The following is a 20,967-nucleotide window of genomic DNA, read 5'->3' on the forward strand; positions in this document are numbered from 1 at the left end:
GTCACTCCCCTTCCGGCGCGACGTCGAAGCGCGCGGGCATCGCGGTGACGGCGTTCATGAAGTTTGTCCGCATCCGGCGTACCGGCCCGGTCAGTCGGAGCCGACCCAGGTGCGGACGGATCGCGGTGAGGAAGGCCGCCATCTCCAGCCGGGCCAGGTGCGCGCCCAGGCAGAAGTGCGGGCCGATGCCGAACGCCAGGTGCGGGTTCGGGTCGCGGGCGAGGTCCAGCCGGTCGGGGTCGGTGAACGCGGCCGGGTCCCGGTTGGCCGAGGCGTAGTAGATGACGACCTTGTCCCCGGCGGCGATGCCGGTGCCGTCGAGGACTGTGTCGCGGGTGGCGGTGCGCCGGAACTGCATGATCGGTGTGACCCAGCGCAGCAGCTCCTCGACCGCGCTCGGGGTCAGGTCGGGCTCGGCGATCAGCCGGTCGCGCTGCTCGGGGTGCTCCAGCAACGCCTGCACCCCGTTGGAGATCAGGTGCCGGGTGGTCTCGTTGCCGGCGATGACCAGTAGCAGCCACAACTGGCACAGCTGCGCGTCGGTCAGGCCCCGGCCGTCGGCCTCGGCGTGCACGAGGAGACTGAGCAGGTCGTCGGTGGGCGCGGCCCGTCGCTGGGCCGCCAACTCGCGGACGTAGGAGAAGGCCGCCGCGAAGGTGTCCCGGTAGCGCTGCACGCTGCCGCCGCCGTAGCGTGGATCGTCGAACCCGACCAGGTTGTTGCTCCAGTCGAACAGCAACCGGCGGTCCTCCCGTGGCACGCCGAGCAGGTCGGTGAGGACGAGCAGCGGCAACTCGGCCGCGAGGTCCGCCACCACGTCGATGTCGCGCGCGGCCACCGCCCGCGAGACCACCTCCTCGGCGTGCCGCGTCACCAGCTCACCCAGTCGGCCCACCGCGCGGGGGGTGAAAGCCCCCGCCACCAGCCGCCGCACCCACGCGTGCTCCGGAGCGTCCATATTGATCAGCAGCTGCCGGTTGCGGTGCAGATCCTCAGGTGTCCGGGGGTCGGCGAGGAACGCGCCACCGGCCGCCGACGAGAACGTCGCCGGATCACGGGACACCTCGGACACCGCGGCGTGCCTGGTGACGGCCCAGAAACCCCGGCCCCGGGACCGTACCGACCGGTCCTGGTCGGTACGGGTCAGCTCGACCTCCTCGACCCAGGCCACCGGCGCCTCCCGTCGGCGGCGGGCGAACTCGTCGTGCGGTACGCCGCTCAGGTAGCTCGCCGGATCCGCGAGCAGACCCGGTGACACCGTGGCCGGTCGGTAGCGGTCCCGCAACGCCCGACGGGGCAGCTTGCCGGTGGGCTCGCGGGGAATCCGGTCGACCACCTCGTACGAGCGCGGCACCTTGAAACCGGCCAGGCTGGTCCGGCAGTGCGCGTCGAGGACCTGCTCGACACCCTCGGCCGGCCACGCCGGGTCGAGCTGCACCACCGCCCGGACCTGCTCGCCGAACTCCTCGTCCGGCACCCCGATGACCACACTGTCCTGCACGCCGGGGTGCGTCGACAGCACCGCCTCCACCTCGGCGGGATAGACGTTCACGCCGCCGGTGACGATCAGCTCCGCCGAGCGGCCGGTGAGGAACAGATAGCCGTCGGCGTCCAGGCGGCCCAGGTCACCGACGGTGAACGTGTCCGGGGCGACGTACGCCTGCTCGGTCTGCTCCGGGGCGTTGTGGTAGTGGAAACCCCGGCCCGGGGGCCGGCGCACAGCCACCTGGCCCTCCTGCCCGGCGGGCACCGGCCGGCCCTCGTCGTCGACCACCACCACCTCGGTCGGCGGCGCCGGCCGGCCCACCGTGCCCGGTCGGGCCAGCCAGGTGTGCGAGTCGGCGAGGGTGACGATGCCGGCCTCGGTCGCGGCGTAGTACTCCACGAACACCGGCCCCCACCAGTCGATCATCGCCTGCTTGGTCTCCGGCGGACACGGGCCTCCGCCGTGCCAGATCCGGGCGAGGCTCGCGCCGGAGAACGCCGCCCGGGTCGCCGCGTCGACCCGGAGCAGGCGGATGAACTGGGTCGGCACCAGATGACTGATCGTGATCTTCTCCTCGTCGATCACCCGCAGCACCTCGACCGGGTCGAACCCGCGTCGCAGCACCAGCCCACAACCGCGCAGCAGCGGAAACTGGGCGAAGAACAACTGGGCCGAGTGGTACCAGGGACCGACCAGCAGTGCCTGCCCCTGCGTCGGGATGCCCAACCCGCCGCCGAGCGACTCGGTGGTGGCGGCGACCCGGTCGATCGGGGCGCCGACCTTGAGCAGCGGGTTGACCACGCCCTTGGGGCGTCCGCTGGTGCCCGAGGTGTAGAGCAGCACGCCACCGGAGAGCGCCGCGACGGGTGGGCCCACCGGCAGGTCGTCCACCGCCGTGCACCCGTCCCCGCCGTCGACGCTCACCAGCAGGTCGGGGCCGTCCGGGGTACGCGCCACCGCGTCGCGCACCCTCGGCGCGTACGCCGCCTCGGTGAGCACCGCCCGGGCGCCACAGTCGGCCAGGATGTGGGCGATCTCCGGCGCGGTGAGGTGCCAGTTGACGGGCACCGCCACCAGTCCCGCGTGCACGCAGGCGAGCAGCGCCTCGAAGGTCTCGTGCCGGTTGCCGAGCACGAACGCCACCCGGTCACCGACGTCCAGGCCGGCCCCGCGCAGCACACCGATCCACCGGTCCACCGACAGGTCCACCTCGGCCCACGTCCGGGTGGTCCGCTCGTCGGTCAGCGCGACGTCGCCGGCCCGGTCCCGGACCATTGTCTTCAGCAGCTCGGCCACTCGTCACTCCTGTCTGGGCGTGATGCCGTGCGTGAGGTCGGGGCTGACGGCCAGGACGTGCTCCGCGACCGGCCGGAAGTTCAGCCGGGCGATCTGCGCGCTGCCGATGTCCGCCCGCGCCGCCCGCGCCGCGTCGGCGGGGATCACCACCAGGTCACCCGCCGCCTGGGCGAGTAGCTGCACCTGGCAGCAGCGGTCCATCGCGAGGAACCACCACGCCGCCTCGGCCACCGAGCCGCCGACCGTGAGCAGCCCGTGGTTGCGCAGGACGACGGCCTTGCCGGTGCCCAGCGTCGCCGCGATGCGGTCGCCCTCCGCGCCGTCGAGGACGACACCGCCGTACTCGTCGTGGACCTCGTGGTCCTCGAAGAAGGCACACGCGTCCTGCGTGATCGGCGCGAGCGGCCGGCCGAGGGCCGAGAACGCCCGACCGTGGATCGAGTGGGTGTGCGCGGCGGCCACCACGTCCGGTCGAGCCTTGTGGATGGCCGAGTGGATGGCGTACCCGGCGGGGTTGATCCGGCCCGAGCCGTCGACCACGTCGCCGGTGTGGTCGACGCGCAGCAGGTCGTCGTCGCGCACGTGGGCGAAGTGCCGCCCGAACGGGTTGATCCAGAAGGTGTCCGGGTCGATCGGATCCCGGGCGGTGACGTGCCCACCCGCGCCCTCGTCGAACCCCGCCAGGGCGAACGCGCGCAGCGTGAGCACCAACTGCCGGCGGCGGTGGGCACGCTCCTGCTCCGGGTTCCGTCGCTCAGCCACAGCCGCCTCCGGTGTCGGTGTCGTACCCGCCCACGCCCGCCGGCACCGCCGGGGGCGCGACAGGCGTCCCGGTCCGCTCGGCGTACGCGGCGAGGAAGTCGTTGACCCGGTCCACGCCCCAGAACCGGTGCGGGCCCAGCCGCAGGTAGGGGATGCCGAAGATGTCCTCCTCGTACGCCCGCAGCAGGCAGTGCGCCCCGGCCGCACGGACCGCCTCGTCGTCCACCGCGCCGAGCACCACCGCCGGGTCCACGCCGGCCCGCTCGGCCACCTCGGAGATCACCTCCGGGGTGCACACGTCCTCGCCGCGCTGCCAGCGGGCGGCGATCACCTCCCGGTAGAACGCCTCCCCCGCGCCCTGTTCCCGGGCGGCCAACCAGCCCAGGTGCGGGACCTCCCACCACGGGTCGATGTCGATCGGCCAGCGCATCGACAGTCCCAGCCGTTGGGCCTGCCGCTTGGCGTCCTGGAGCAGGTACAGGTGCTTCGGCTTGCTCATCTGCACGTAGTGGAAGGTGCCGCCGCGGGCGGTCAACGCCGCCTCGCTCCGCGCGTCCGGGTCCCAGTAGGGGATGAACTCCAGCGCCTCCTGCGGCCGGCCCAGCGCCCGGGTCAGCCGCTCCACGGCCAGCCAGCTGTACGGGCTGCGGAAGGAGAAGTACAGGCGGGGCTGCTTGGCGGCCATCACCGCCGCCCGCCGGTCAGTGCCGCCACGGTGTCCTCGTCGAGGGTGGCGAGCCGGCCCGCCTCGGGGCCACGGCTCACGGCGTACCCGTGCAGGATGCTGGCAGTGGCCACCCGGACCAGGCGACCGTCGCGGACGACGTGGCAGTCCATCCGGGCGTCGTACGTGACATTCTTGAGCACGTCGGTGACGGTGAAACTGACCCACATCTGCTCGTCGAGATGGGCGTCGCCGAGCACCTCGATCCGGGCGCGGGAGACCACCGGGATCCAGCCCCGCTCGCGCAGCATCCGGCCCACCGAGACACCCCGGTCGGCGAGGTAGCGGTCCACCACCTCCTCCAGCAGCCGGACGTACCCGGAGTGCTGCATCCGCTGCGAGTACTGGCAGTAGAAGTAGGGCACCCGCCACGGCCACACGAAGCCCGCGCCTGCGGCGCGCAACGTGTCGGCAGGGTCGCCGCCGGCGGGGGCGCCCGGCTCGCCGACGGCCGGATCCTCCGCGAGGCCGGCCAGCTCCGCCGGCAGCGGCGCGGCCTGCGGTACGTCCGCCTCCCGCACCAGGGCCACCCGCACCCGGGCCCGACACACAGTGACGTCGGCGTCGCGGCGCACACCCATCCGCACCGCGAACCGACCGTTGGCGGCGGGGGTCGTCACCACAGCCGCGGTGTCGTCGACGTCGAGGACGGCGGGCAGCAGCAGCGAACAGTCCCGGACGGACAGCCCCACCCCGTGCTCGTGGTAGAGCCGCCCGGGGCCGTGGCCCCGCTCCCGGAACCACTGCAGCACGCCCTGCTCCACCAGGTACGCGAAGTGTTTGAACCCGATCCAGGTGCGGATGTTCGCGCCCTCGAACCCGGGTCGGGCGGACAGCGTCACGGATGCGTTCTCAACCGCCGTGGTCACGGCGTACCTCCTCGGATCGCGGGGTCGGGGCAGACCTTCTCGACGAAGCCCGCGACGTGTCGGGCCACCTCGGCCGCCCGGTCGAGATGACAGAAGTGGTGGAAGTCCGGCTCCACGACGACGTGCGCGTCGGGCAGTTCGGCCCGCAGCGCGCCGACGCGCGGACCGTCGAGGCCGGGGTCGCGGCCACCGGTGAGCACCATGGTCGGCACGGTCACCGCGTGCAGCGGCAGGCCGGCGGTCGCCGTGAAGTGGTCGAACAACGTGGTGAAGCCCACCGGGCCGATCCGGTCCACCATGATGTCGCGCATCGCGGTCAGGGTCTCCGGGTCCAGGTCGGCCAGGCGGGGGCCGAGACGGTGGCGCAGCCCCTCGTCGATGATCTGCACGAAGTTGGCCTGCGCCCGCTCGTGCACCGCCCAGGTGATCGACAGGTCGGGCGGGCAGTAGAACGGCGCGATGAGCATCGCCCCGCGCGGCGCGACGTCCGGTTCGGTGGCGAGCATCTCCAGCACCGCGTTCGCGCCGAGCGAGTGGCCGACCACGACGTCCGGCGGCGTGGCCAGGGCACGGACGGCAGCGGCGAGCCAGGCCCCCGGGGTGCCCCGACGCCGCCAGCGGTGGTCGGTGCCGGCCTTCCATGGCAACTCGGCCGCGAGCAGCCGCCAGCCGGCGGGCAGCCGCTGCGCCAGGGGCCGCCAACTGCGCCAGGTGTCGGACATGCCGTGCGCGAGCAGCACTGTCGGCGTCCCGGTGTCCGGGCCGGCGAGCCGGTGCACGGCGACCGGGGGTGGCGTGCCGCTCATCGCCGCGCCGCCCGGACGTCGAGTTCGCGGATGCCGTCGACGGGGTCACCGCAGCGGACCGTGACTGTCGGTTCGGCGTCGACCAGGCGTACGGCCAGCGCCGTGTGCACGACCCCCGCGGCGCCGTAGTGGTCACCCGCCACGGCGGCCGCGTCGACCAGGAGGCCGGGTGGCGTGCCGTCGACGGGTACGCCCGCCCGGACCGGCCCCAGCAGGGCCAACGGGCGCGGCGCGGCGTCGGCGTGGCCGAGCAGCAGGCAGGCCGCCCCGGCGCGCAGCGGCACACCGGCGGTGACGCCGTCGCGGGCCGCGTGCAGGGCCTGGGCCTGCGGGTCGTCCGGTTCGGTGCCGACCACTACCACCCGGTCGGCACGGCCGGTACGCAGCAGCAGGCAGGCCAGCCAGATCGCGTCCAGGCCGGCGGTGGCCCCGGAGCAGACGGTGAGGTTGGGGCCCCCGAAGCGGAACCAGATCGCGATCGCGCCGGCGATGACGTTGCTGGACGCGTTCGGCGCCTCCAGCGGGCCGACCTCGCGCGGGCCGCCCTCGCGCAGCCGGCGGGCGATGTCGCCGACGGTCGCGACGTTGCCCAGGTTGGAGCTGACCACCACCGCGGTACGCGGATCCGCCGGTCCGCTCGGGCGGGGCGCCTTCGGGGCGAGGCCCAGCGCGCGGTGCACGGCGCAGAGCGCGAGCCGGGTCGCCGGTTCCTTGGCCAGCAGACCCTTGCGGCCGAGCAGGTCGGCGGCCCGCTCGGGCGGGCAGGCGGGCTCCTCGTCGACGGCCCATACCCCGGCGACACCGGCCGGCCTGTCGACACCCGGCAGGTGCAGTGCCGCCGCGAGAACGGCCGCCACCTGTCGAGCCGGGTCTGCCCCGGCGGCGCCACCCGGGGCGGCGGCGGGCGCGTTGTCAGTCGTGGACCGACCCGGGCGGGTCACCTGACCCGGACGGCGGGACGCGGCCGGCGGCACCGTGCGATCCGGGGTCGGCGCGAGGTGCCCGGCCTGGACGTGGCCGGTCATCGCAGCGCCTCCAGGAGGGTGACGGCGTTGAGACCGCCGAAGCCGAACGCGTCCACCTGCGCCACCCGCACGTCGGCCCGCACGGCCGCGTCGCGGACCAGCCGCAGCCCGGCCGCCTCGGGGGCCGGCCGGGTCAGCCCGACCACCGGCGGTACCCGTCCGGTACGCAGGACCTCCACGGCGACGGCGACGCTGAGCAGCGCCGACCCTCCGGACGTGTGGCCGACGGCGCCCTTCAGGGCGGTGACCAGGGGGCCGGGCTCACAATCGGCGAACACCTGCGCGATGACACGCGCCTCGGTCTCGTCGTTGAGCGTCGTGCCGGTGCCGTGCGCCAGCACCAGGTCGACCTGGTCGGGCCGGCGGTCGGCGCGGCGGTGGGCGTCGTGGACCGCCCGCAGGATGCCCGCCGGGTCGGGCGCCGTCTCGTGCCCGGCGTCGCAGGACAGCCCGGTGGCCAGCAGCCGGGCCAGGCCGCCGTCGGGTCGTTCCGGCTCGATGACCAGGACCGCCGCGCCGTCGCCGAGCAGGACGCCGGTCCGGTCGGCGTCGAAGGGCCGCACCCGGCTGGTCGGGTGGCCGGCCACCCGACCGATCATCGCCAGCATGGAGGCGCTGCTGCCGTCGGTGCCGCCGACCAGCACGGCGTCCGCCTCGCCGGTCTCCACCAGGTCCTGCGCCAGGGCGAGGGCGGAACCGCCGGCGCTGCACGCGTTGGCCAGGGTGACCACCCGCTGCACGCCGGGCGCCGCGCCGGCGACGGCGTCGGCGAAGTGCAGCCGCTCGGCGGGAAAGTCGACCGCGCCGGCGAGCGCCGCCCGTTCCACCTCGGCCGACTCGCGCAGCCCGGTGCCGACGAGACTGACCACCCGCTGTCGACGGGGGTCGAGGCCGGCGGCGGCGAGGGCCTCGGCCACGCAGTCGGTCAGCCAGCGGCTCGGGCCGAACGGCAGGTCGTCGTCGATCGGGTAGCCATGGTCGACGCCCACCCGGGCCGGGTCCGACCGCCGCAGCCCGGCGGCGCCGCACGCGCCCCGCAGCAGCGCGGCGACGGTGGCCGGGCCGTCGCCGAAGCAGGTACGCAGGGCGGTGGCGGTGATGGTCGCGGACATGTCCTACCCCCGCACCACTGCCGCGGCGACCGCGCCGTCGCGCGAGCGCCCGACGATGAGCGCGGGCCGGCCGCGCGCGGCCGGATCCTCGGCGTAGTGGCCGAGCAGCACGCCCAGCGCCAGCGCGCCGGTGGCGGACTGGCAGTCGCCGAACGCGGGACGCACCGACATTCGCTGCGCGGCCGCCGGCACCACCTCGGAGAGGCTGTCGGCGTCGAGTTCACCGCTCGCGATGGCCCACACGTCGGCCGGGCGGACCTTCGCCGTGGCCAGCGCCCGACGGACGCAGCCGGCGAGCCCGTCGGCGCTCGGCTCGGGCTGGAAACCGGTGGCCACCGCGAGTACCTGGGCGCGCGGCGTCCCGGTCAGCCCGGGTGCCGGGCGGCGCAGCAGGTAGACCGCCGCCGCCTCACCGGCCGGACCGGCGCCGGTCAGCTCGGCCGCCCACGCCGTGTTCGGCGTGTACTCCTCCACTCCGCCGACCAGCAGGGCATCGACATATCCCCGGCGCAGGGCATTGAGCGCGTAGCGCAGCGCGTACAGGAAGGCGAGCGGGCCACCGGCCACCGTGGCGTTGACGCCGCGCAGCCCGTAGCGGATCGCGGCCTGGCCGCTGGCGCAGTTCATCACCGTGTTCGGGAACAACACCGGATTGACCAGGTACGGCTTGTCCTGCACAAGCGTCTCCCGGGAGAAGTCCATGGTGGACTTCAGGCTGCCGGTGGTGGTGCCCAGCACCACACCGATGCGGTGCCGGTTGTCGTCGTCCGGGGTGAGCCCACCGTCGGCCAACGCCCGCCCGCAGGCCACCATCGCCAGGGCTGTCGCCCGGTCCAGGAAGCTGGTGCCCTTGCGACCCAGCAGCCGGCGTACGTCGAAGTCGGCGATCGCCGGGGCCTGCGCCGTGGGCAGCGGCTCGTCGAAGCGGTCGCGGACGTCCACGCCGACAACGGCGCCGGCGCGAACGGCTGCCAGCAACTCGGTGACCGAGTCCCCGGCCGCGCTGAGCACCCCCCAGCCGGTCACCAGGCCGGTCACCGGATCGCCCCGAAGATCGTGATGGCGTTGTTGCCGCCGAAGGCGAAGCCGTTGTTCTGCGCGACCCGTACCGTGGCCGGCCGGGCCGTGTTCGGCACCGGGTCGATCCACGACAACTCCGGGTCGGGGTTGGCCCAGTTGATGGTCGGCGGCAGGAACCCGTGCCGGATGCCCAGCGTGGTGGCGATCGCGCCGAACCCGCTCGCCGCCCCCATCGTGTGCCCGAGCATCGACTTGATCGAGCTGACCGGCGGCACCCGGTCACCGAACACCGCCCGGATGGCCCGCGCCTCACACAGGTCGTTGGCGGGCGTGCCGGTGCCGTGCGTGCTGATGTAGTCGATGTCCTCCGGCTTCACCCCGGCGTTCTCCTGGGCCAGCCGCATGCACGCCGCGACGCTGTCCTCGTTGGGCGCGACCATGTGGTGGGCGTCGCAGTTGACGCCGTACCCGAGCACCTCGGCGTAGATCCGGGCGCCCCGTTCCTGCGCGTGATCGAGGGTCTCCAGCACCAGGGCCGCGCCGCCCTCACCGGTGAGGATGCCGGAGCGGTCCCGGTCGAACGGCCGGCAGGCCCGCTCGGTAAGCGCGCCGAGCCGGTAGAAGCCGGCGTGCGCCCAGCGGCACACCGAGTCGGCGCCGCCGGCCACCATCACGTCCGCCTCCCCCCAGCACAACAGGTCGTACGCGTACCCGATGGCGTAGTTGCTGGCCGAGCAGGCGGTGGTGAGGGTGACCGACTCCCCGGCCAGTCCCAGCTCGGCGCTCACCGCGTAGGACAGCCGCTCGGCAGGCGCCTGCCGCAGCGCCTCGGCCGACATGGCCGGGTAGCCGTCGGCCACCAACTCCGCGGTGAGCTGCTCCACCACAGTGGACTCGCCACTCGTGGTGCCGATGACCGCGCCGACGCGCCCCGGGTCGGTGGTCGGCAGCGACAGACCCGCGTCCAGCGCGGCCAGCCGGGCGGCGGCCGCCGCGAACAGCGCCGAGCGGCCCCAGTCGGCGACCCGCAGCCGCCGCAGCAGCGCCTCCGGCCGGAACGCGGGCACCTCACCGGCCCAGTGGTGCGGGAACCCCGTCGCGTCGAAGCTCGTGATGGGCGCGGCTGCCGACCGGCCGGAGCGCAGCCCGTCGGTGAACTCGTGCACGCCGATACCGATGCCGGACACCGGGCCGAGCCCGGTGACGACCACGCGGTGCACGGTCAGTCCTGCCAGCCGGCGTGTCGCGCCACCACCTCGTGGACGGCCTTGAGGCTGCGCATCTCGTTCAACTCGGCCTGCGGGATCTCCACCCGGTACTTCTTCTCGATCCGGGCCAGGATCTCGATCGCCCGCAACGAGTCCGCCTCGTACTCCTCGACGAAGTCTGCGGTGTCGGCGACCTCCTCGGGTTCCAACTCGAGCACCTCCGCCACGATGTCCCGCAGCTCCGCCATGTGCTGGTCGCGCTCACTCATTCCGAGTCCCTCTTCCTCTCATCGTTTCCGCTCCGCGATGGCGTCGGCCGGTCGGACGACCGCCATCATCGAGCCGAACTCCGCCACCTGGTCGGTCCCCACCCAGCTGGATCCGGCGGCGAACGCGGCGCCGTGCACGACCTGTTCCAGTCGAACCCGGTGCCGGATCACGTCGCCCGGGTACACCGGGCGCAGCAGCACGCAGTCACGGGCCGCGGTGAACATCGGCAACCCCGTCGTGCCCGGCCCGCGCGACAGCAGCCACAGCACCGCGGCGCCCTGACCGAACGACTCGATCAGCAGCGACGCCGGGTACGCGTACCGGTCGGGGGCCTGTCCCTCGGCGATCCCCCGGTAGCAGGGCTCGCAGCCGGTGACCGCCTTGACGGCCTCCAGGCTCACGCCCGGCTCGACGTTGTCGACCCGGTCGAGCAGCAGCATCGGGTAGCGGTGCGGCAGCAGGGACCGCAGCTCGCCGTGCTCGAGTCTCATCGGGCGTTCCCGCCGTCCGCGCCCGGCCAGCGGTAGACGGCACGCACCGTCGCCGCGTGGACACCGTCGTCGCGTACGCACCTGGCGGTCACGTCGAAGGACTGGTCCTCGCCGACCGGGCCGACCGACGCCTCGACGGTGAGCGTGTCGCCGGCCAGCAGCGGGGCGAGGAACCGGGCGGAGCGCAACAGGTGCAGCTGGGGCAGCCGGCCGGCGCAGTAGCCGACGGCCGCCGTCACGGCCTGCCCGATCGTCTCCAGGGTGAACACGCCCGGATAGACGGTCAGCTCGGGGAAGTGCCCGGCCAGGTAGACGTCGGTGGCGTCGACGGTGACGCCGGCGCGCAGGCCGATACCGCCACGCGGCCCGGCGGACACCTCGACCCAGTCGATCGCCGGCAGGGGCGCCGCCGCGGCCTCGTACGTGTCGACGGGACGGGTCGCGGCGCTGAACGCGGGTGCGGCGGTCACAGCACGATCCCCCCGTCCACGCGGATCACCTGGCCGGTGACGTAGCCGGCGCGTTCGGAGAGCAGGAACTCGACAAGCTCGGCGACGTCGGCGGGCGCGCCGAAGCGGCCCAGCGGGATCTGCCCCAGCGCCTGTTCGCGCAGCTTCGCCGGCAGCGCGGCGGTCATGTCGGTCTCGATGAAGCCGGGCGCGACCACGTTGACCCGTACGCCGTACCCGGCGACCTCCTTGGCCAGCGACAGGCTGAGCCCGATGATGCCGGCCTTGCTCGCGGCATAGTTGGTCTGCCCGGTGTTGCCGGTGACCCCGGCCACCGAGGAAAGGTTGACGATGGCGCCGCGGCGTCGCTTGAGGAAGCGGAACGCGACCGTCCGGCAGGTGTTCCAGGTGCCGGTGAGGTTGGTGCCGATCACGTCGTGCCACTCGTCCGGGGCCATCAGCACCAGCGGTCGGTCCCGGGTGATGCCGGCGTTGTTGACCAGCGCGGTGAGCGGTCCGAGGTGCCGCTCGGCGGCGCTGACGAACGCGTCGACGGCGGTCGGGTCGGTCACGTCGCACGGCTCGAACCACGACCCGACCCCGTACGCCTCGACCTCCGCCCGGGTCTTCTCGGCGGCCTCGCTGGGCGCGCTGTAGCAGCCCGCCACCGCGTACCCCTCGGATGCGAGCCGGAGCGCGACGGCCCGGCCGATTCCCCGGGACACCCCGGTCACCAGCGCGCAGCGTGGCGCGTCGCCTGCCGTAGTCATGTCACCCCCTGCTCATCCGATGGCCCGTTGCGCGCGCAGCCGTTCCCGCGTTGCCGCGTCGACGCCCACCTCGTCGAGGACCCGGTCGGTGTCCGCGCCGGGCTCGGGTGCGCCGGAGCGGACGGCTGTCGGTGTCCGGGAGAACTTGACCGCCGGCCCGGTCAGCGGCGCGGTGCTGCCGTTGGACAGCACCGTCTCCTGCACCATCGCCCGGGCGTGGACCTGCGGGTCGGTGGCGGCCTCGGCGAAGGTCCGCACCCGCTCGGCGGTGATCCCGGACGCGTCGAGGGTGGCGACCACCTCGGCGCAGGTCCGCCCGGCGCACCAGTCGGCGACTACCGCGTTGACTGTGGCGCGGTTGGCGCGGCGTTCCTCGTTCGTCGCGTACCCGGGTGCGCGGGCCAGTTCGGGGCGGCCGACGACCTCGGCGAGTCGACGCCAGGAGCGGTCCAGGGCGACGGCCACGTAGGCGTGGCCGTCGGCGCACCGGAAGCAGCCGGCCGGCACGACGAAGTCGGCCTGGTCGCCCCAGCGGCGCAGCGGCACCCCTGTCGCGCCCAGGGTGAGGTAGCCGTTGCTGGAGAACAGCAGCGAGTCGAGCATGCTCACGTCGACGTGCTGTCCCTCGCCGGTGCGGTCGCGGTGGCGCAGCGCGGCGAGCGCGCCGATCACGGCGTGCAGCCCGGCGAGGTCGTCGGCGAGGAAGGTGGGCGCCTTCAGGGGCGTGCCGTCCGGGTCGCCGTTGAGCGCCATCCAGCCCGCGGCGGCCTGGGTGGTGGGGTCGTACCCGGGTCGTTGCGCGTCGGGGCCGTACTGGCCGTAGCCGGAGACGGAGACCAGCACCACGTCCGGCCGGACCGCCCGGCACTGCGCGTAGCCGACGCCCCAGGCGTCAAGCGTTCCGGGCTTGTAGTTCTCCACCACCACGTCGGCCGTGGCGACGAGCCGCAGGAACACCTCTGCCGCGCCGGGGCGGCGCAGGTCGAGCCCGATGCTGCGCTTGTTGCGGTGCACGCTCTGCCGGAACCAGGACAGGCCGGTGCCGGGGATGTCCGGCGGCATCAGCCCCTCCCGGTTGCCGGGCATCTCCACCCGCAGGACGTCCGCGCCGAGGTCGGCCAGGACGCAACTGGCGATCGGGCCGGACCAGACCTTCGTGACGTCCAGGACCCGTACGCCGTGCAACGGCCCGGTCAGGTCGTGCCGGGCGTCGGCGTAGAAGTCCGCGGCGTCGCGGGCGGGTGCGGTACGCGTCTCGGTGTCCATGCCGCCTACTCCCGCACCAGCAGCGACGCCGTGCCGAGCGAGCCGCCGCAGCACATGGTGACCAGGGCCGCCTCGCCGTCGGCGCGTTCCAGCTCGTGCAGGGCGGTCACCAGCAGCCGGGTGCCGCTGCTGCCCAGCGGATGCCCGAGCGAGATGGCGCCGCCGTTGACGTTGACCCGGTCCAGGTCGGCGTCGTGGTGCGCCGCCCAGGACAGCACTACCGCGGCGAACGCCTCGTTGACCTCGACGACGTCGATGTCGGCGAGGGTCATCCCGGCGCGCTTGAGCAGCTTGCGGGTGGCCACGGTGGGGCCGTCGAGCAGGTAGTAGGGGTCGGCGCCGGTGACGACCTGCTGTGCCAGCCGAGCCCGGGGTCGTAGGCCGTGCGCGGTAGCCCGCTCCCGCGACATCCACAGGATCGCCGCCGCGCCGTCGGAGATCTGCGAGGTGGTGCCGGCGGTGTGGATGCCGTCCGGGACCACCGGGCGCAGGGCCGCCAGCCCCTCCTCGGTGGTCTCGCGGATGCCCTGGTCGGCGTCGACGCGCGTGCCGTCGGGCAGCGGCACCGGTGTGATCTCCCGGTCGAAGCGGCCCTCGTCGCGGGCCCGCGCGGCGCGCTGCTGCGAGCGCAGCCCGTAGGCGTCGGCGTCCGCGCGGGTCAGCCCTTGCCGGGCCGCGATCCGCTCCGCGCCGCCGAACTGCGCCTTCGGCGGATCGTCGTACGGGTAGTCGGGTGTCTTGTAGTGCCCCGGCCCCTGGTAGAGGTTGGTGCCGACGGGCACCCGGCTCATCGACTCCACCCCGCAGGCGATGCCCACGTCGATCGCGCCGGCGGTGATGAGCGCCGCGATCAGGTGGTTGGCCTGCTGCGCGGAGCCACAGGAGGCGTCGACGGTGCTCGCCCCGACCTCGTAGTCGAGCCCGCTGTCGAGCCAGGCGTTGCGGGTGACGTTGAGGCTCTGCTCGCCGACCTGCGTGACGCAACCGCCGATGATCTGCTCCACCTCGCCCGGTTCCACGCCGGCCCGGCGGAGCACCTCGACCTGGACGTGGCGCAGCAACTGCACGGCCTTGAGGCCGGACAGCACACCGTCGCGCCTACCGATCGGCGTCCGCACCGCCTCGACGATCACCGCCTCCGGCATGGACTCCCCCTCCTGGTCGGCGCGTGGTGGTTCGCGGGTGCTCAGGCCGGGACGAGCCGGACGCGCAGCTCCTCCAGGCCCCGGAACGTGCTGCTGTGCCGCCACTCGAGGTCGATCTCGTCGGCGTCCGGGTCGGCCAGCTCGATCACCGCGAACCTGTCGACCAGGCGGCGGAAGGCGATCTGCCCCTCGGCGCGGGCGAGTTGCGCGCCGAGGCAGTGGTGCGGGCCCCAGGCGAACGACAGCGGCGTCTCCGGCGGTTCCGCGCCGGCGAAACGGGCGATGTCGAGACGGTCCGGGTCGGCGTAGCGGGCCGGGTCACGGTTGGCCGCGCCGATCAGGGTGATCACGTGTTCGCCGCTGCTGAGCGGTGTGCCGTCGACGAAGGTGGTGTCCTCGAACGCGGCACGCCCCAGCACGTGCACCGGGGAGTCGAAGCGCAGCAGCTCCTCGACCGCGGAGCGGGTCAGCTCCGGTTCGGCGCGCAGCCGCTGCAACTGGTCCGGGTTGCGGCACAGCGCGTGCGTGCCGAGGCCGATCAGGTCGGTCATGGTCTGGAAGCCCGCGCCGAACAGCAGCACGATCACCTGGATCAGCTCGTCGACCGACAGCCGGTCGCCGTCGATCTCGACCTGGCCGAGCGCGGACGCGAGGTCGTCGCGGGGGTCCTCGCGACGCTTGCGGACCAGGTCGGCGAAGTACTCCTCCATCTCGCCGAGCGCCTGGTCGGAGGCCTTGAGCACCTCCTCCGGAGCGAAGATCTCCAGCCCGCCGGACGCGGCGCGGGTGAGCCGGCGCAGCAGCGGCCAGTCCTCCGGCGGTACGCCGACGAGCTCACCGATCACCATGACCGGCAGCGGGAAGCCGAACGAGCCGACGATGTCGACCTCGCCGCCGCCGGGGCCGATGCGGGCGGTGATGTCGTCGAGCAGGCCGTCGACGAACGCGGCCAGTCGGGGACGCAGGGTCTCGGTGCGCCGCGGGGTGAACACCCGGCTGACCAGTCCGCGCAGCCGGGTGTGCTCCGGCCCGTCGAGGAACAGCAGGGTGCGGGCGCCCTCGCGGCCGCGGGAGTCGCCCATCCGGGGGCGTTGGGCCGACTTGTCCAGCGAGGGGTTGCGCAGCGCGGCCCGGCAGTCGTCGTACGCGGTGAGCACCCAACCCACACCCTGACCGGGTTGTTCCATCCGGTACTTCGGCGCCGCGGTGCGCAGCGCGTGGTAGTGCGGGTAGGGGCTGCTGACGGTGGCCGGGGCCTTCATCAGCAACTCCATCGCGATGATCCGGGGGTCAGCGCTCACCACGGTCTCGGTCATGGCTCGGAAGCCTAATAGTGTTTCGCGTATCTCGGAAGTACTTGTTTCTCGTATCTTTGGTTGAGCATACTGGCGGGCATGACCTCGGCCCGTACCGGCATGCCGCCGAGATTCGACGCCCGTGACCCCGCCGTGGCGGCCGACCCCTACCCCACCTACGCGGCGCTGCGCGCGGCCGGCCCGCTGTGCCGGATGGGCCCGGGCAGCTGGGGTGTCACCCGCTACGCCGACGTGGCCCGGCTGGTCCGCGACCCGCGCCTGGGCAGCGAGTTCCCCGCCGCCTACCACCGGATGTCGGCAGGCGACGGCGCGGCCGGCGACTTCTTCGGCAGCATCATCCTCTACCGCGACCCGCCCGAGCACGGCCGTCTGCGCCGGCTGATGGCCAAGGCGTTCAGCCCCGCCCTGGTCCGCCGGCTGCGGCCCCGGATCGAGCAGATGGTCACCGAGCTGCTGGCCCCGGCGACCCGCACCGGAGGCTTCGACGCGGTCTCGGATCTCGCTTTTCCCCTGCCGGTGATGGTGGTCTGCGCCCTGATGGGCATCCCGCCGGCCGACCACGAACGCATCCGCCCGTACGCGCTGGACCTGAGCAAGGCATTCGCCGCGATCGTGCCCGACGACGACCGCCCCGCCGCCGACCGGGCTGTCGAGTGGCTGCGCGGCTACCTCGGCGACATCCTCGACAGGCGTCGCGCCGAACCCGGCGAGGACCTGCTGTCGCGGATGCTCGCCGCGACCGACGACGACGGCGCCGTGCTCGACCACGACGAGATCGTGGACAACGCGGTCTTCGCCTTCTTCGCCGGCTTCGAGACCACCACCAACCTGATCGCCACCGGGGTGGCCGCCCTGCTCGACCACCCCGACCAGCTCGCCCTGCTGCGCGCGGACCCGACCCTGACCCCCCGGGCGGTCGAGGAGTTCCTGCGCTACGACGCCCCGATCCAGGGCGTCGCCCGCCTCGCCCGGGAGGACCTGGACGTCGGCGGCCGCACCATCCGCGCCGGGCGGGTGCTGATCCTGCTGCTCGGCAGCGCCAACCGCGACCCCGACCAGTTCGCCGCGCCGGACCGCCTGGACATCACCCGTGCGGAGAACCCGCACCTGTCCTTCGGCGGCGGCATCCACCACTGCCTCGGCGGCTACCTGGCCCGGGTGGAGGCGCAGGTGGCGTTCGAGACCCTGCTGCGCACGTTCGGCACACTGACCCCGGCCGGCCCGGCCCACCGGCAGACCGACGGGACGTTGCGTTCGTACGCCAGTGTGCCCGTGGCGGTGCGGCCGTGAGCCCCGCCGGCCGCGTCCTGCCGGCGCGGATGGACCCGCTCGCGCCCGAGGTCGTCGCCGACCCCTACCCGACGTACGCGCGGATGCGTGCCGCCGGCCCGCTGTGTCGCTTCGGGCCGGCGAGCTGGGGCGTGACCCGGCACCGGGACGTGGCCGCGCTGCTGCGCGACCGCCGGCTGAGCAACACCTTCCCGGAGGACGATCCGCAGTTCCGGATGGCACAGGATCTCTCCCGCGAGGTGTTCCGCCGCATCATCCCCACCCGCGACCCGGACGACCACAGCCGCCTGCACCAGCAGATCGTGCGCGCGTTCAGCCCCGGCGTGGCCCGACGCACCGCGAGCCGCGTCGGTGACCTCGTCGACGAGCTGCTCGCCCCGGCGCTGGACACCGGGCGAATGGACGCCGTGGCCGACCTGGCGTTCCCGATCGCCGCGACTGTCGTGTGCGAACTCATCGGCCTGCCGGCGGCGCGGACCCGGGCCGAGGTCTGGCCCCGCTCGGGGGCGCTGGGCCGGGCCTTCACACCGTTCCTGCCCGAGGCCGACCGCGCGGCGGCCGACGAGGCGCTGGCCTGGCTGCGCGGGTACGTCCGCGACCTGCTCGCCGACCGGCGTGCCGACCTCGGCGGTGACCTGCTCGACCGGATGCTCGCCGTGGCCGACCCCGCCGAGGGGGTCGAGGAGGTCGTCGACAACATCGTCTTCCTCTGCTTCACCGGCTACGAGACGACCATGAACATGGTCTGCACCGGCAACATCGCCCTGGCCGACCGGCCCGACGAGTGGCGTCGGCTGCGCGCCGACCCGTCGCTGTCCGCCACCGCGGCCGAGGAGTTCGTCCGGTTCGACGCCCCGATCCAGTACACGGCGCGGCTGGCGCTGGAGCCGATCCCCCTCGGCGACCGGGTGATCCGTCCCGGCCGGTCGGTCTTCCTCCTGCTCGGCTGCGCCAACCACGACGAGGACGTGTTCGCAGACCCGGGTCGCGTCGACATCGGCCGCCACCCCAACCCGCACGTCGGCTTCGGCGGCGGCGTGCGCGGCTGCCTCGGCGCCGCGCTGGCCCGCATCGAGGGAGCTGTGGTCTTCGAGCGGCTCGCGCGTCGGCTCGTAGGCATCGAGCTGGCCGCCGACCCGGTCCGCGAGCCCAGCGCCCTCTTCCGGTCGTACGCGTCGATCCCGCTCGCCGTCAGCCCGGCCTGACCCGGCGGAACCTGGAGTCGCAGATGTCTTTGATCGGCCGACCGGTCCGGCGCACCGAGGACCGCGCCCTGCTCACCTCCGGCGGCACGTACGTCGACGACGTGCGGGTGCCCGGCTCGCTGGAGCTGGTCGTCGTCCGCTCGACAGCGGCCCACGGCCGGTTGCGGGGCGTGGACACCGACGCCGCCCGCCGAGCGCCCGGCGTGGTCGCGGTGTTCACGGCGGCGGACGTGGACCTGCCGCCGCTGCCGCCCGAGGCGGGGGTGCTCAACCAGAAGATGACCACGCCGGTGCTCGCCGACGGCGTGGTGCGCTTCGTCGGCGAACCCGTCGCCGCGGTGTTGGCGACCAGCCGCGCCGAAGCTGTCGACGCCGCCGCCCTCGTCGCGGCCGACATCGAGGCACTGCCGGCCCTGGTCGACGTCGAGGAGGCGCTCGCCGACGAGCGGGTGCTGCACCCCGAGGCCGGCACGAACATGGTGCTGAAGCTGGGCTTCCGGCGCCCGGCCGGGCGTGCCGAGCTGCACGAGGGCGCCGAGGTGGTCGTCCGGCAGCGGATGCGCAACCCCCGGGTCGCGCCGTGCCCCCTGGAAGCCCGTGCCGGGCAGGCCGAGTGGGGGCCGGACGGGCTGCGCTACCGCGCCGGCAGCCAGGCCGTGCACCTGTGGCGCAACCAGCTCGCGGCGGCCCTCGGCGAGCCGGAGGACCGGATCCAGGTGCTCAACGGCGACGTCGGCGGGGCGTTCGGCTCCAAGGCGTTCGCCAGCCGGGAGGACGTCCTCGTCGCCTGGGCCAGCCGTCGACTCGGCCGGCCGGTGCGCTGGGCGGAGACCCGCAGCGAGAGCATGACCGCCGCCGGGCACGGCCGCGCCCAGCACCAGAGCGCCGAGCTGGGCGGCACCCGCGACGGGCGGATCGTGTCGTACGCCCTCGAGGTCGTCCAGGACGCCGGGGCGTACCCGCGCATCGGCGCGATCCTGCCGTTCTGGACCCGCACGATGCTCACCGGCCCGTACGCGATCAGCCGGGCGAAGTTCAGCTCGTCAAGCGTCACCACCACGACCACGCCCGTGGTGTCGTACCGGGGCGCCGGGCAACCGGAGGCCGTCGCCGCGCTGGAGCGGATGGTCGACCTGTACGCGGCGGAGATCGGCCTGGACCCGGCCGAGGTGCGCCGGCGCAACCTGCTGCCGCCGGAGAGCTTCCCGGTCACGACGATCACGCGGGCCCGCTACGACACCGGCGACTACCCGGCGGCGCTGGAGCGGGTGCTCGCCGAGGCCGACTACCAGGCGTTACGCGCCGAGCAGGCGGCCCGCCGCGAGCGCGGCGACGTCGAGCAGCTCGGCATCGGCCTGTCCACCTTCGTGGAGATCACCGGCGCCGACACCCGCAGCGAGTACGCCTCGATCCGCGTCGACGACACCGGCCGGTTCACCGTCCACTCGGGTACCTGCCCGCACGGGCAGGGCCACGTCACCGCGTGGGCGATGCTCGCCGCCGACGTGCTCGCCGTGGCGCTGGACCGCGTCGACGTACGCCACTCCGACACCGCGACGGTTGCCGCCGGCGGCGGCACCGGCGGGTCCCGGTCGTTGCAGACCGGCGGCATGGCGGTCCGCGAGGCGGCCCTGGCCCTGGTGGAGCGGGGGCGGGACGCGGCGGCCGTACACCTGGGTGTGCCCCGCGACGACGTGGAGTACACGGCGGGACGGTTCCGCTCGACCGCCGGGCACGTCGTCTACTGGACCGAACTCGCCGCCGCCGACGACGCCCTGTCCGCGGAGGCGAACTTCCAGCCGACGGCGGCGACCTGCCCGTTCGGCGCGCACCTGGCGGTGGTGCTTGTCGACACCGAGACCGGGCAGGTGACCCTGCGGCAGGTCGTGGCCGTGGACGACGCGGGAGTGCTGCTCAACCCGCTGCTGGCCGAGGGGCAGGTGCACGGCGGCCTCGCGCAGGGCGCCGGTCAGGCGCTCGTGGAGGAGGTCCGCTTCGCCGCCGACGGCACGCCCCTGCACGGTGACCTAAACTGGTACGCCATGATCGGCGCGGCCGAGCTGCCCTCCTTCGCGACGGTGGCGACGCAGACCCCCACTCCGGTCAACGCGCTCGGCGCCAAGGGCCTGGGCGAGTCGGGGGCGGTCGGGTTCCCGCCGGCGGTGCAGAACGCCGTTGTCGACGCCGTCCGCCACCTGGGCGTGCGACACATCGACATGCCGGTGACCGCCGAACGGGTCTGGACAGCGATCCAGGCGGCGACCGCACCGACCAGCTCGGTACCGGCTTGATCAAGTGATGGAAAGTAGCTGCCAGGAGCGTCCCTGACCTACTTCTCATCACTTGATCACTGCGCGGCCCGCCGGTGCTGCACCGGTTCGCGGCACTGGGAGGTGCCGGCGCGACCGCTCACCTCGACGCGTTCGGGACAGGACCGAACGACGCCCGCGAGCAGCC

At 74.0% G+C, this 20,967-nt stretch carries 19 protein-coding genes; 3 read left to right on the plus strand and 16 right to left on the minus strand.

The features are described from left to right. Position 1: 1 nt before the first annotated feature. The 16 genes from ACGFIE_RS08645 to ACGFIE_RS08720 are packed head-to-tail and all read right to left on the minus strand — an operon-like array spanning position 2 to position 16,015. A complete protein-coding gene (locus ACGFIE_RS08645) occupies positions 2-2,782 on the minus strand; it encodes a cytochrome P450 (RefSeq protein ID WP_393292510.1) in 2,781 nt (926 codons plus the stop codon). Between the two features lie 3 nt (positions 2,783-2,785). Then, on the minus strand, positions 2,786-3,544 hold the full coding sequence (locus ACGFIE_RS08650; protein ID WP_393292511.1) for a class II aldolase/adducin family protein: 759 nt from the start codon (positions 3,542-3,544) through the stop codon (positions 2,786-2,788). After that, positions 3,537-4,229, minus strand: a complete 693-nt coding sequence (locus ACGFIE_RS08655; RefSeq protein ID WP_393292513.1) for a 2-hydroxychromene-2-carboxylate isomerase — start codon at positions 4,227-4,229, stop codon at positions 3,537-3,539. Before ACGFIE_RS08655 ends, ACGFIE_RS08650 begins: the two co-directional genes overlap by 8 nt. Next, positions 4,229-5,137 carry an acyl-CoA thioesterase gene (locus tag ACGFIE_RS08660; RefSeq protein WP_393292515.1) on the minus strand — a complete coding sequence of 303 codons (909 nt, stop codon included), beginning with the start codon at positions 5,135-5,137 and terminating at the stop codon, positions 4,229-4,231. The genes ACGFIE_RS08655 and ACGFIE_RS08660 overlap by 1 nt, the downstream gene beginning before the upstream one ends. Continuing rightward, positions 5,134-5,943, minus strand: a complete 810-nt coding sequence (locus ACGFIE_RS08665) for an alpha/beta fold hydrolase (protein ID WP_393292518.1) — start codon at positions 5,941-5,943, stop codon at positions 5,134-5,136. Before ACGFIE_RS08665 ends, ACGFIE_RS08660 begins: the two co-directional genes overlap by 4 nt. After that, positions 5,940-6,968, minus strand: a complete 1,029-nt coding sequence (locus ACGFIE_RS08670) for a beta-ketoacyl synthase N-terminal-like domain-containing protein (RefSeq protein ID WP_393292520.1) — start codon at positions 6,966-6,968, stop codon at positions 5,940-5,942. Before ACGFIE_RS08670 ends, ACGFIE_RS08665 begins: the two co-directional genes overlap by 4 nt. After that, entirely contained in the window at positions 6,965-8,080 is a 1,116-nt protein-coding gene (locus tag ACGFIE_RS08675) for a beta-ketoacyl synthase N-terminal-like domain-containing protein (RefSeq protein WP_393292522.1), read from the minus strand. The genes ACGFIE_RS08670 and ACGFIE_RS08675 overlap by 4 nt, the downstream gene beginning before the upstream one ends. Positions 8,081-8,083: 3 nt before the next feature. Further along, a complete protein-coding gene (locus tag ACGFIE_RS08680) occupies positions 8,084-9,118 on the minus strand; it encodes a beta-ketoacyl synthase N-terminal-like domain-containing protein (RefSeq protein ID WP_393292524.1) in 1,035 nt (344 codons plus the stop codon). Then, a complete protein-coding gene (locus ACGFIE_RS08685) occupies positions 9,115-10,320 on the minus strand; it encodes a beta-ketoacyl-[acyl-carrier-protein] synthase family protein (RefSeq protein ID WP_393292526.1) in 1,206 nt (401 codons plus the stop codon). Before ACGFIE_RS08685 ends, ACGFIE_RS08680 begins: the two co-directional genes overlap by 4 nt. A 2-nt stretch (positions 10,321-10,322) precedes the next feature. Continuing rightward, the gene (locus ACGFIE_RS08690) at positions 10,323-10,577 is read right to left on the minus strand and encodes an acyl carrier protein (protein ID WP_393292528.1); all 255 of its coding nucleotides are present in this window, start codon (positions 10,575-10,577) and stop codon (positions 10,323-10,325) included. An 18-nt stretch (positions 10,578-10,595) separates the two neighbouring features. Beyond that, on the minus strand, positions 10,596-11,069 hold the full coding sequence (locus ACGFIE_RS08695; protein WP_393292531.1) for a 3-hydroxyacyl-ACP dehydratase FabZ family protein: 474 nt from the start codon (positions 11,067-11,069) through the stop codon (positions 10,596-10,598). After that, entirely contained in the window at positions 11,066-11,539 is a 474-nt protein-coding gene (locus tag ACGFIE_RS08700; RefSeq protein ID WP_393292533.1) for a hypothetical protein, read from the minus strand. The genes ACGFIE_RS08695 and ACGFIE_RS08700 overlap by 4 nt, the downstream gene beginning before the upstream one ends. Then, a complete protein-coding gene (gene fabG, locus ACGFIE_RS08705; protein WP_393292535.1) occupies positions 11,536-12,288 on the minus strand; it encodes a 3-oxoacyl-[acyl-carrier-protein] reductase in 753 nt (250 codons plus the stop codon). The genes ACGFIE_RS08700 and fabG overlap by 4 nt, the downstream gene beginning before the upstream one ends. Before the next feature lie 12 nt (positions 12,289-12,300). Beyond that, on the minus strand, positions 12,301-13,554 hold the full coding sequence (locus ACGFIE_RS08710; RefSeq protein ID WP_393292537.1) for a CaiB/BaiF CoA transferase family protein: 1,254 nt from the start codon (positions 13,552-13,554) through the stop codon (positions 12,301-12,303). Between the two features lie 5 nt (positions 13,555-13,559). Then, entirely contained in the window at positions 13,560-14,699 is a 1,140-nt protein-coding gene (locus ACGFIE_RS08715; protein ID WP_393292539.1) for a steroid 3-ketoacyl-CoA thiolase, read from the minus strand. 41 nt (positions 14,700-14,740) lie between these two features. Next, a complete protein-coding gene (locus ACGFIE_RS08720) occupies positions 14,741-16,015 on the minus strand; it encodes a cytochrome P450 (RefSeq protein ID WP_393292541.1) in 1,275 nt (424 codons plus the stop codon). 78 nt (positions 16,016-16,093) lie between these two features. On the opposite strand from ACGFIE_RS08720, the gene ACGFIE_RS08725 reads away from it, so the two are divergent. The 3 genes from ACGFIE_RS08725 to ACGFIE_RS08735 are packed head-to-tail and all read left to right on the plus strand — an operon-like array spanning position 16,094 to position 20,801. After that, complete coding sequence (locus tag ACGFIE_RS08725) at positions 16,094-17,305, plus strand: cytochrome P450 (protein WP_393292543.1); 1,212 nt, start codon at positions 16,094-16,096, stop codon at positions 17,303-17,305. After that, on the plus strand, positions 17,302-18,510 hold the full coding sequence (locus ACGFIE_RS08730; RefSeq protein ID WP_393292546.1) for a cytochrome P450: 1,209 nt from the start codon (positions 17,302-17,304) through the stop codon (positions 18,508-18,510). Before ACGFIE_RS08725 ends, ACGFIE_RS08730 begins: the two co-directional genes overlap by 4 nt. 23 nt (positions 18,511-18,533) lie before the next feature. Then, complete coding sequence (locus tag ACGFIE_RS08735; RefSeq protein ID WP_393292548.1) at positions 18,534-20,801, plus strand: xanthine dehydrogenase family protein molybdopterin-binding subunit; 2,268 nt, start codon at positions 18,534-18,536, stop codon at positions 20,799-20,801. Positions 20,802-20,967: the final 166 nt, after the last annotated feature.

It is taken from the genome of Micromonospora sp. NPDC049275 (assembly GCF_043197115.1).
Lineage (GTDB): Bacteria > Actinomycetota > Actinomycetes > Mycobacteriales > Micromonosporaceae > Micromonospora.

What these genes read in the sequence shown, in the direction of transcription:
- ACGFIE_RS08655 (WP_393292513.1), bottom strand. Translation starts at nt 4,229, where the DNA reads ATGGCCGCCAAGCAGCCCCGCCTGTACTTCTCCTTCCGCAGCCCGTAC.
- ACGFIE_RS08725 (WP_393292543.1), top strand. Translation starts at nt 16,094, where the DNA reads ATGACCTCGGCCCGTACCGGCATGCCGCCGAGATTCGACGCCCGTGAC.
- ACGFIE_RS08670 (WP_393292520.1), bottom strand. Translation starts at nt 6,968, where the DNA reads ATGACCGGCCACGTCCAGGCCGGGCACCTCGCGCCGACCCCGGATCGC.
- ACGFIE_RS08720 (WP_393292541.1), bottom strand. Translation starts at nt 16,015, where the DNA reads ATGACCGAGACCGTGGTGAGCGCTGACCCCCGGATCATCGCGATGGAG.
- ACGFIE_RS08665 (WP_393292518.1), bottom strand. Translation starts at nt 5,943, where the DNA reads ATGAGCGGCACGCCACCCCCGGTCGCCGTGCACCGGCTCGCCGGCCCG.
- ACGFIE_RS08715 (WP_393292539.1), bottom strand. Translation starts at nt 14,699, where the DNA reads ATGCCGGAGGCGGTGATCGTCGAGGCGGTGCGGACGCCGATCGGTAGG.
- ACGFIE_RS08690 (WP_393292528.1), bottom strand. Translation starts at nt 10,577, where the DNA reads ATGAGTGAGCGCGACCAGCACATGGCGGAGCTGCGGGACATCGTGGCG.
- ACGFIE_RS08675 (WP_393292522.1), bottom strand. Translation starts at nt 8,080, where the DNA reads ATGTCCGCGACCATCACCGCCACCGCCCTGCGTACCTGCTTCGGCGAC.
- ACGFIE_RS08695 (WP_393292531.1), bottom strand. Translation starts at nt 11,069, where the DNA reads ATGAGACTCGAGCACGGCGAGCTGCGGTCCCTGCTGCCGCACCGCTAC.
- ACGFIE_RS08735 (WP_393292548.1), top strand. Translation starts at nt 18,534, where the DNA reads ATGTCTTTGATCGGCCGACCGGTCCGGCGCACCGAGGACCGCGCCCTG.
- fabG (WP_393292535.1), bottom strand. Translation starts at nt 12,288, where the DNA reads ATGACTACGGCAGGCGACGCGCCACGCTGCGCGCTGGTGACCGGGGTG.
- ACGFIE_RS08710 (WP_393292537.1), bottom strand. Translation starts at nt 13,554, where the DNA reads ATGGACACCGAGACGCGTACCGCACCCGCCCGCGACGCCGCGGACTTC.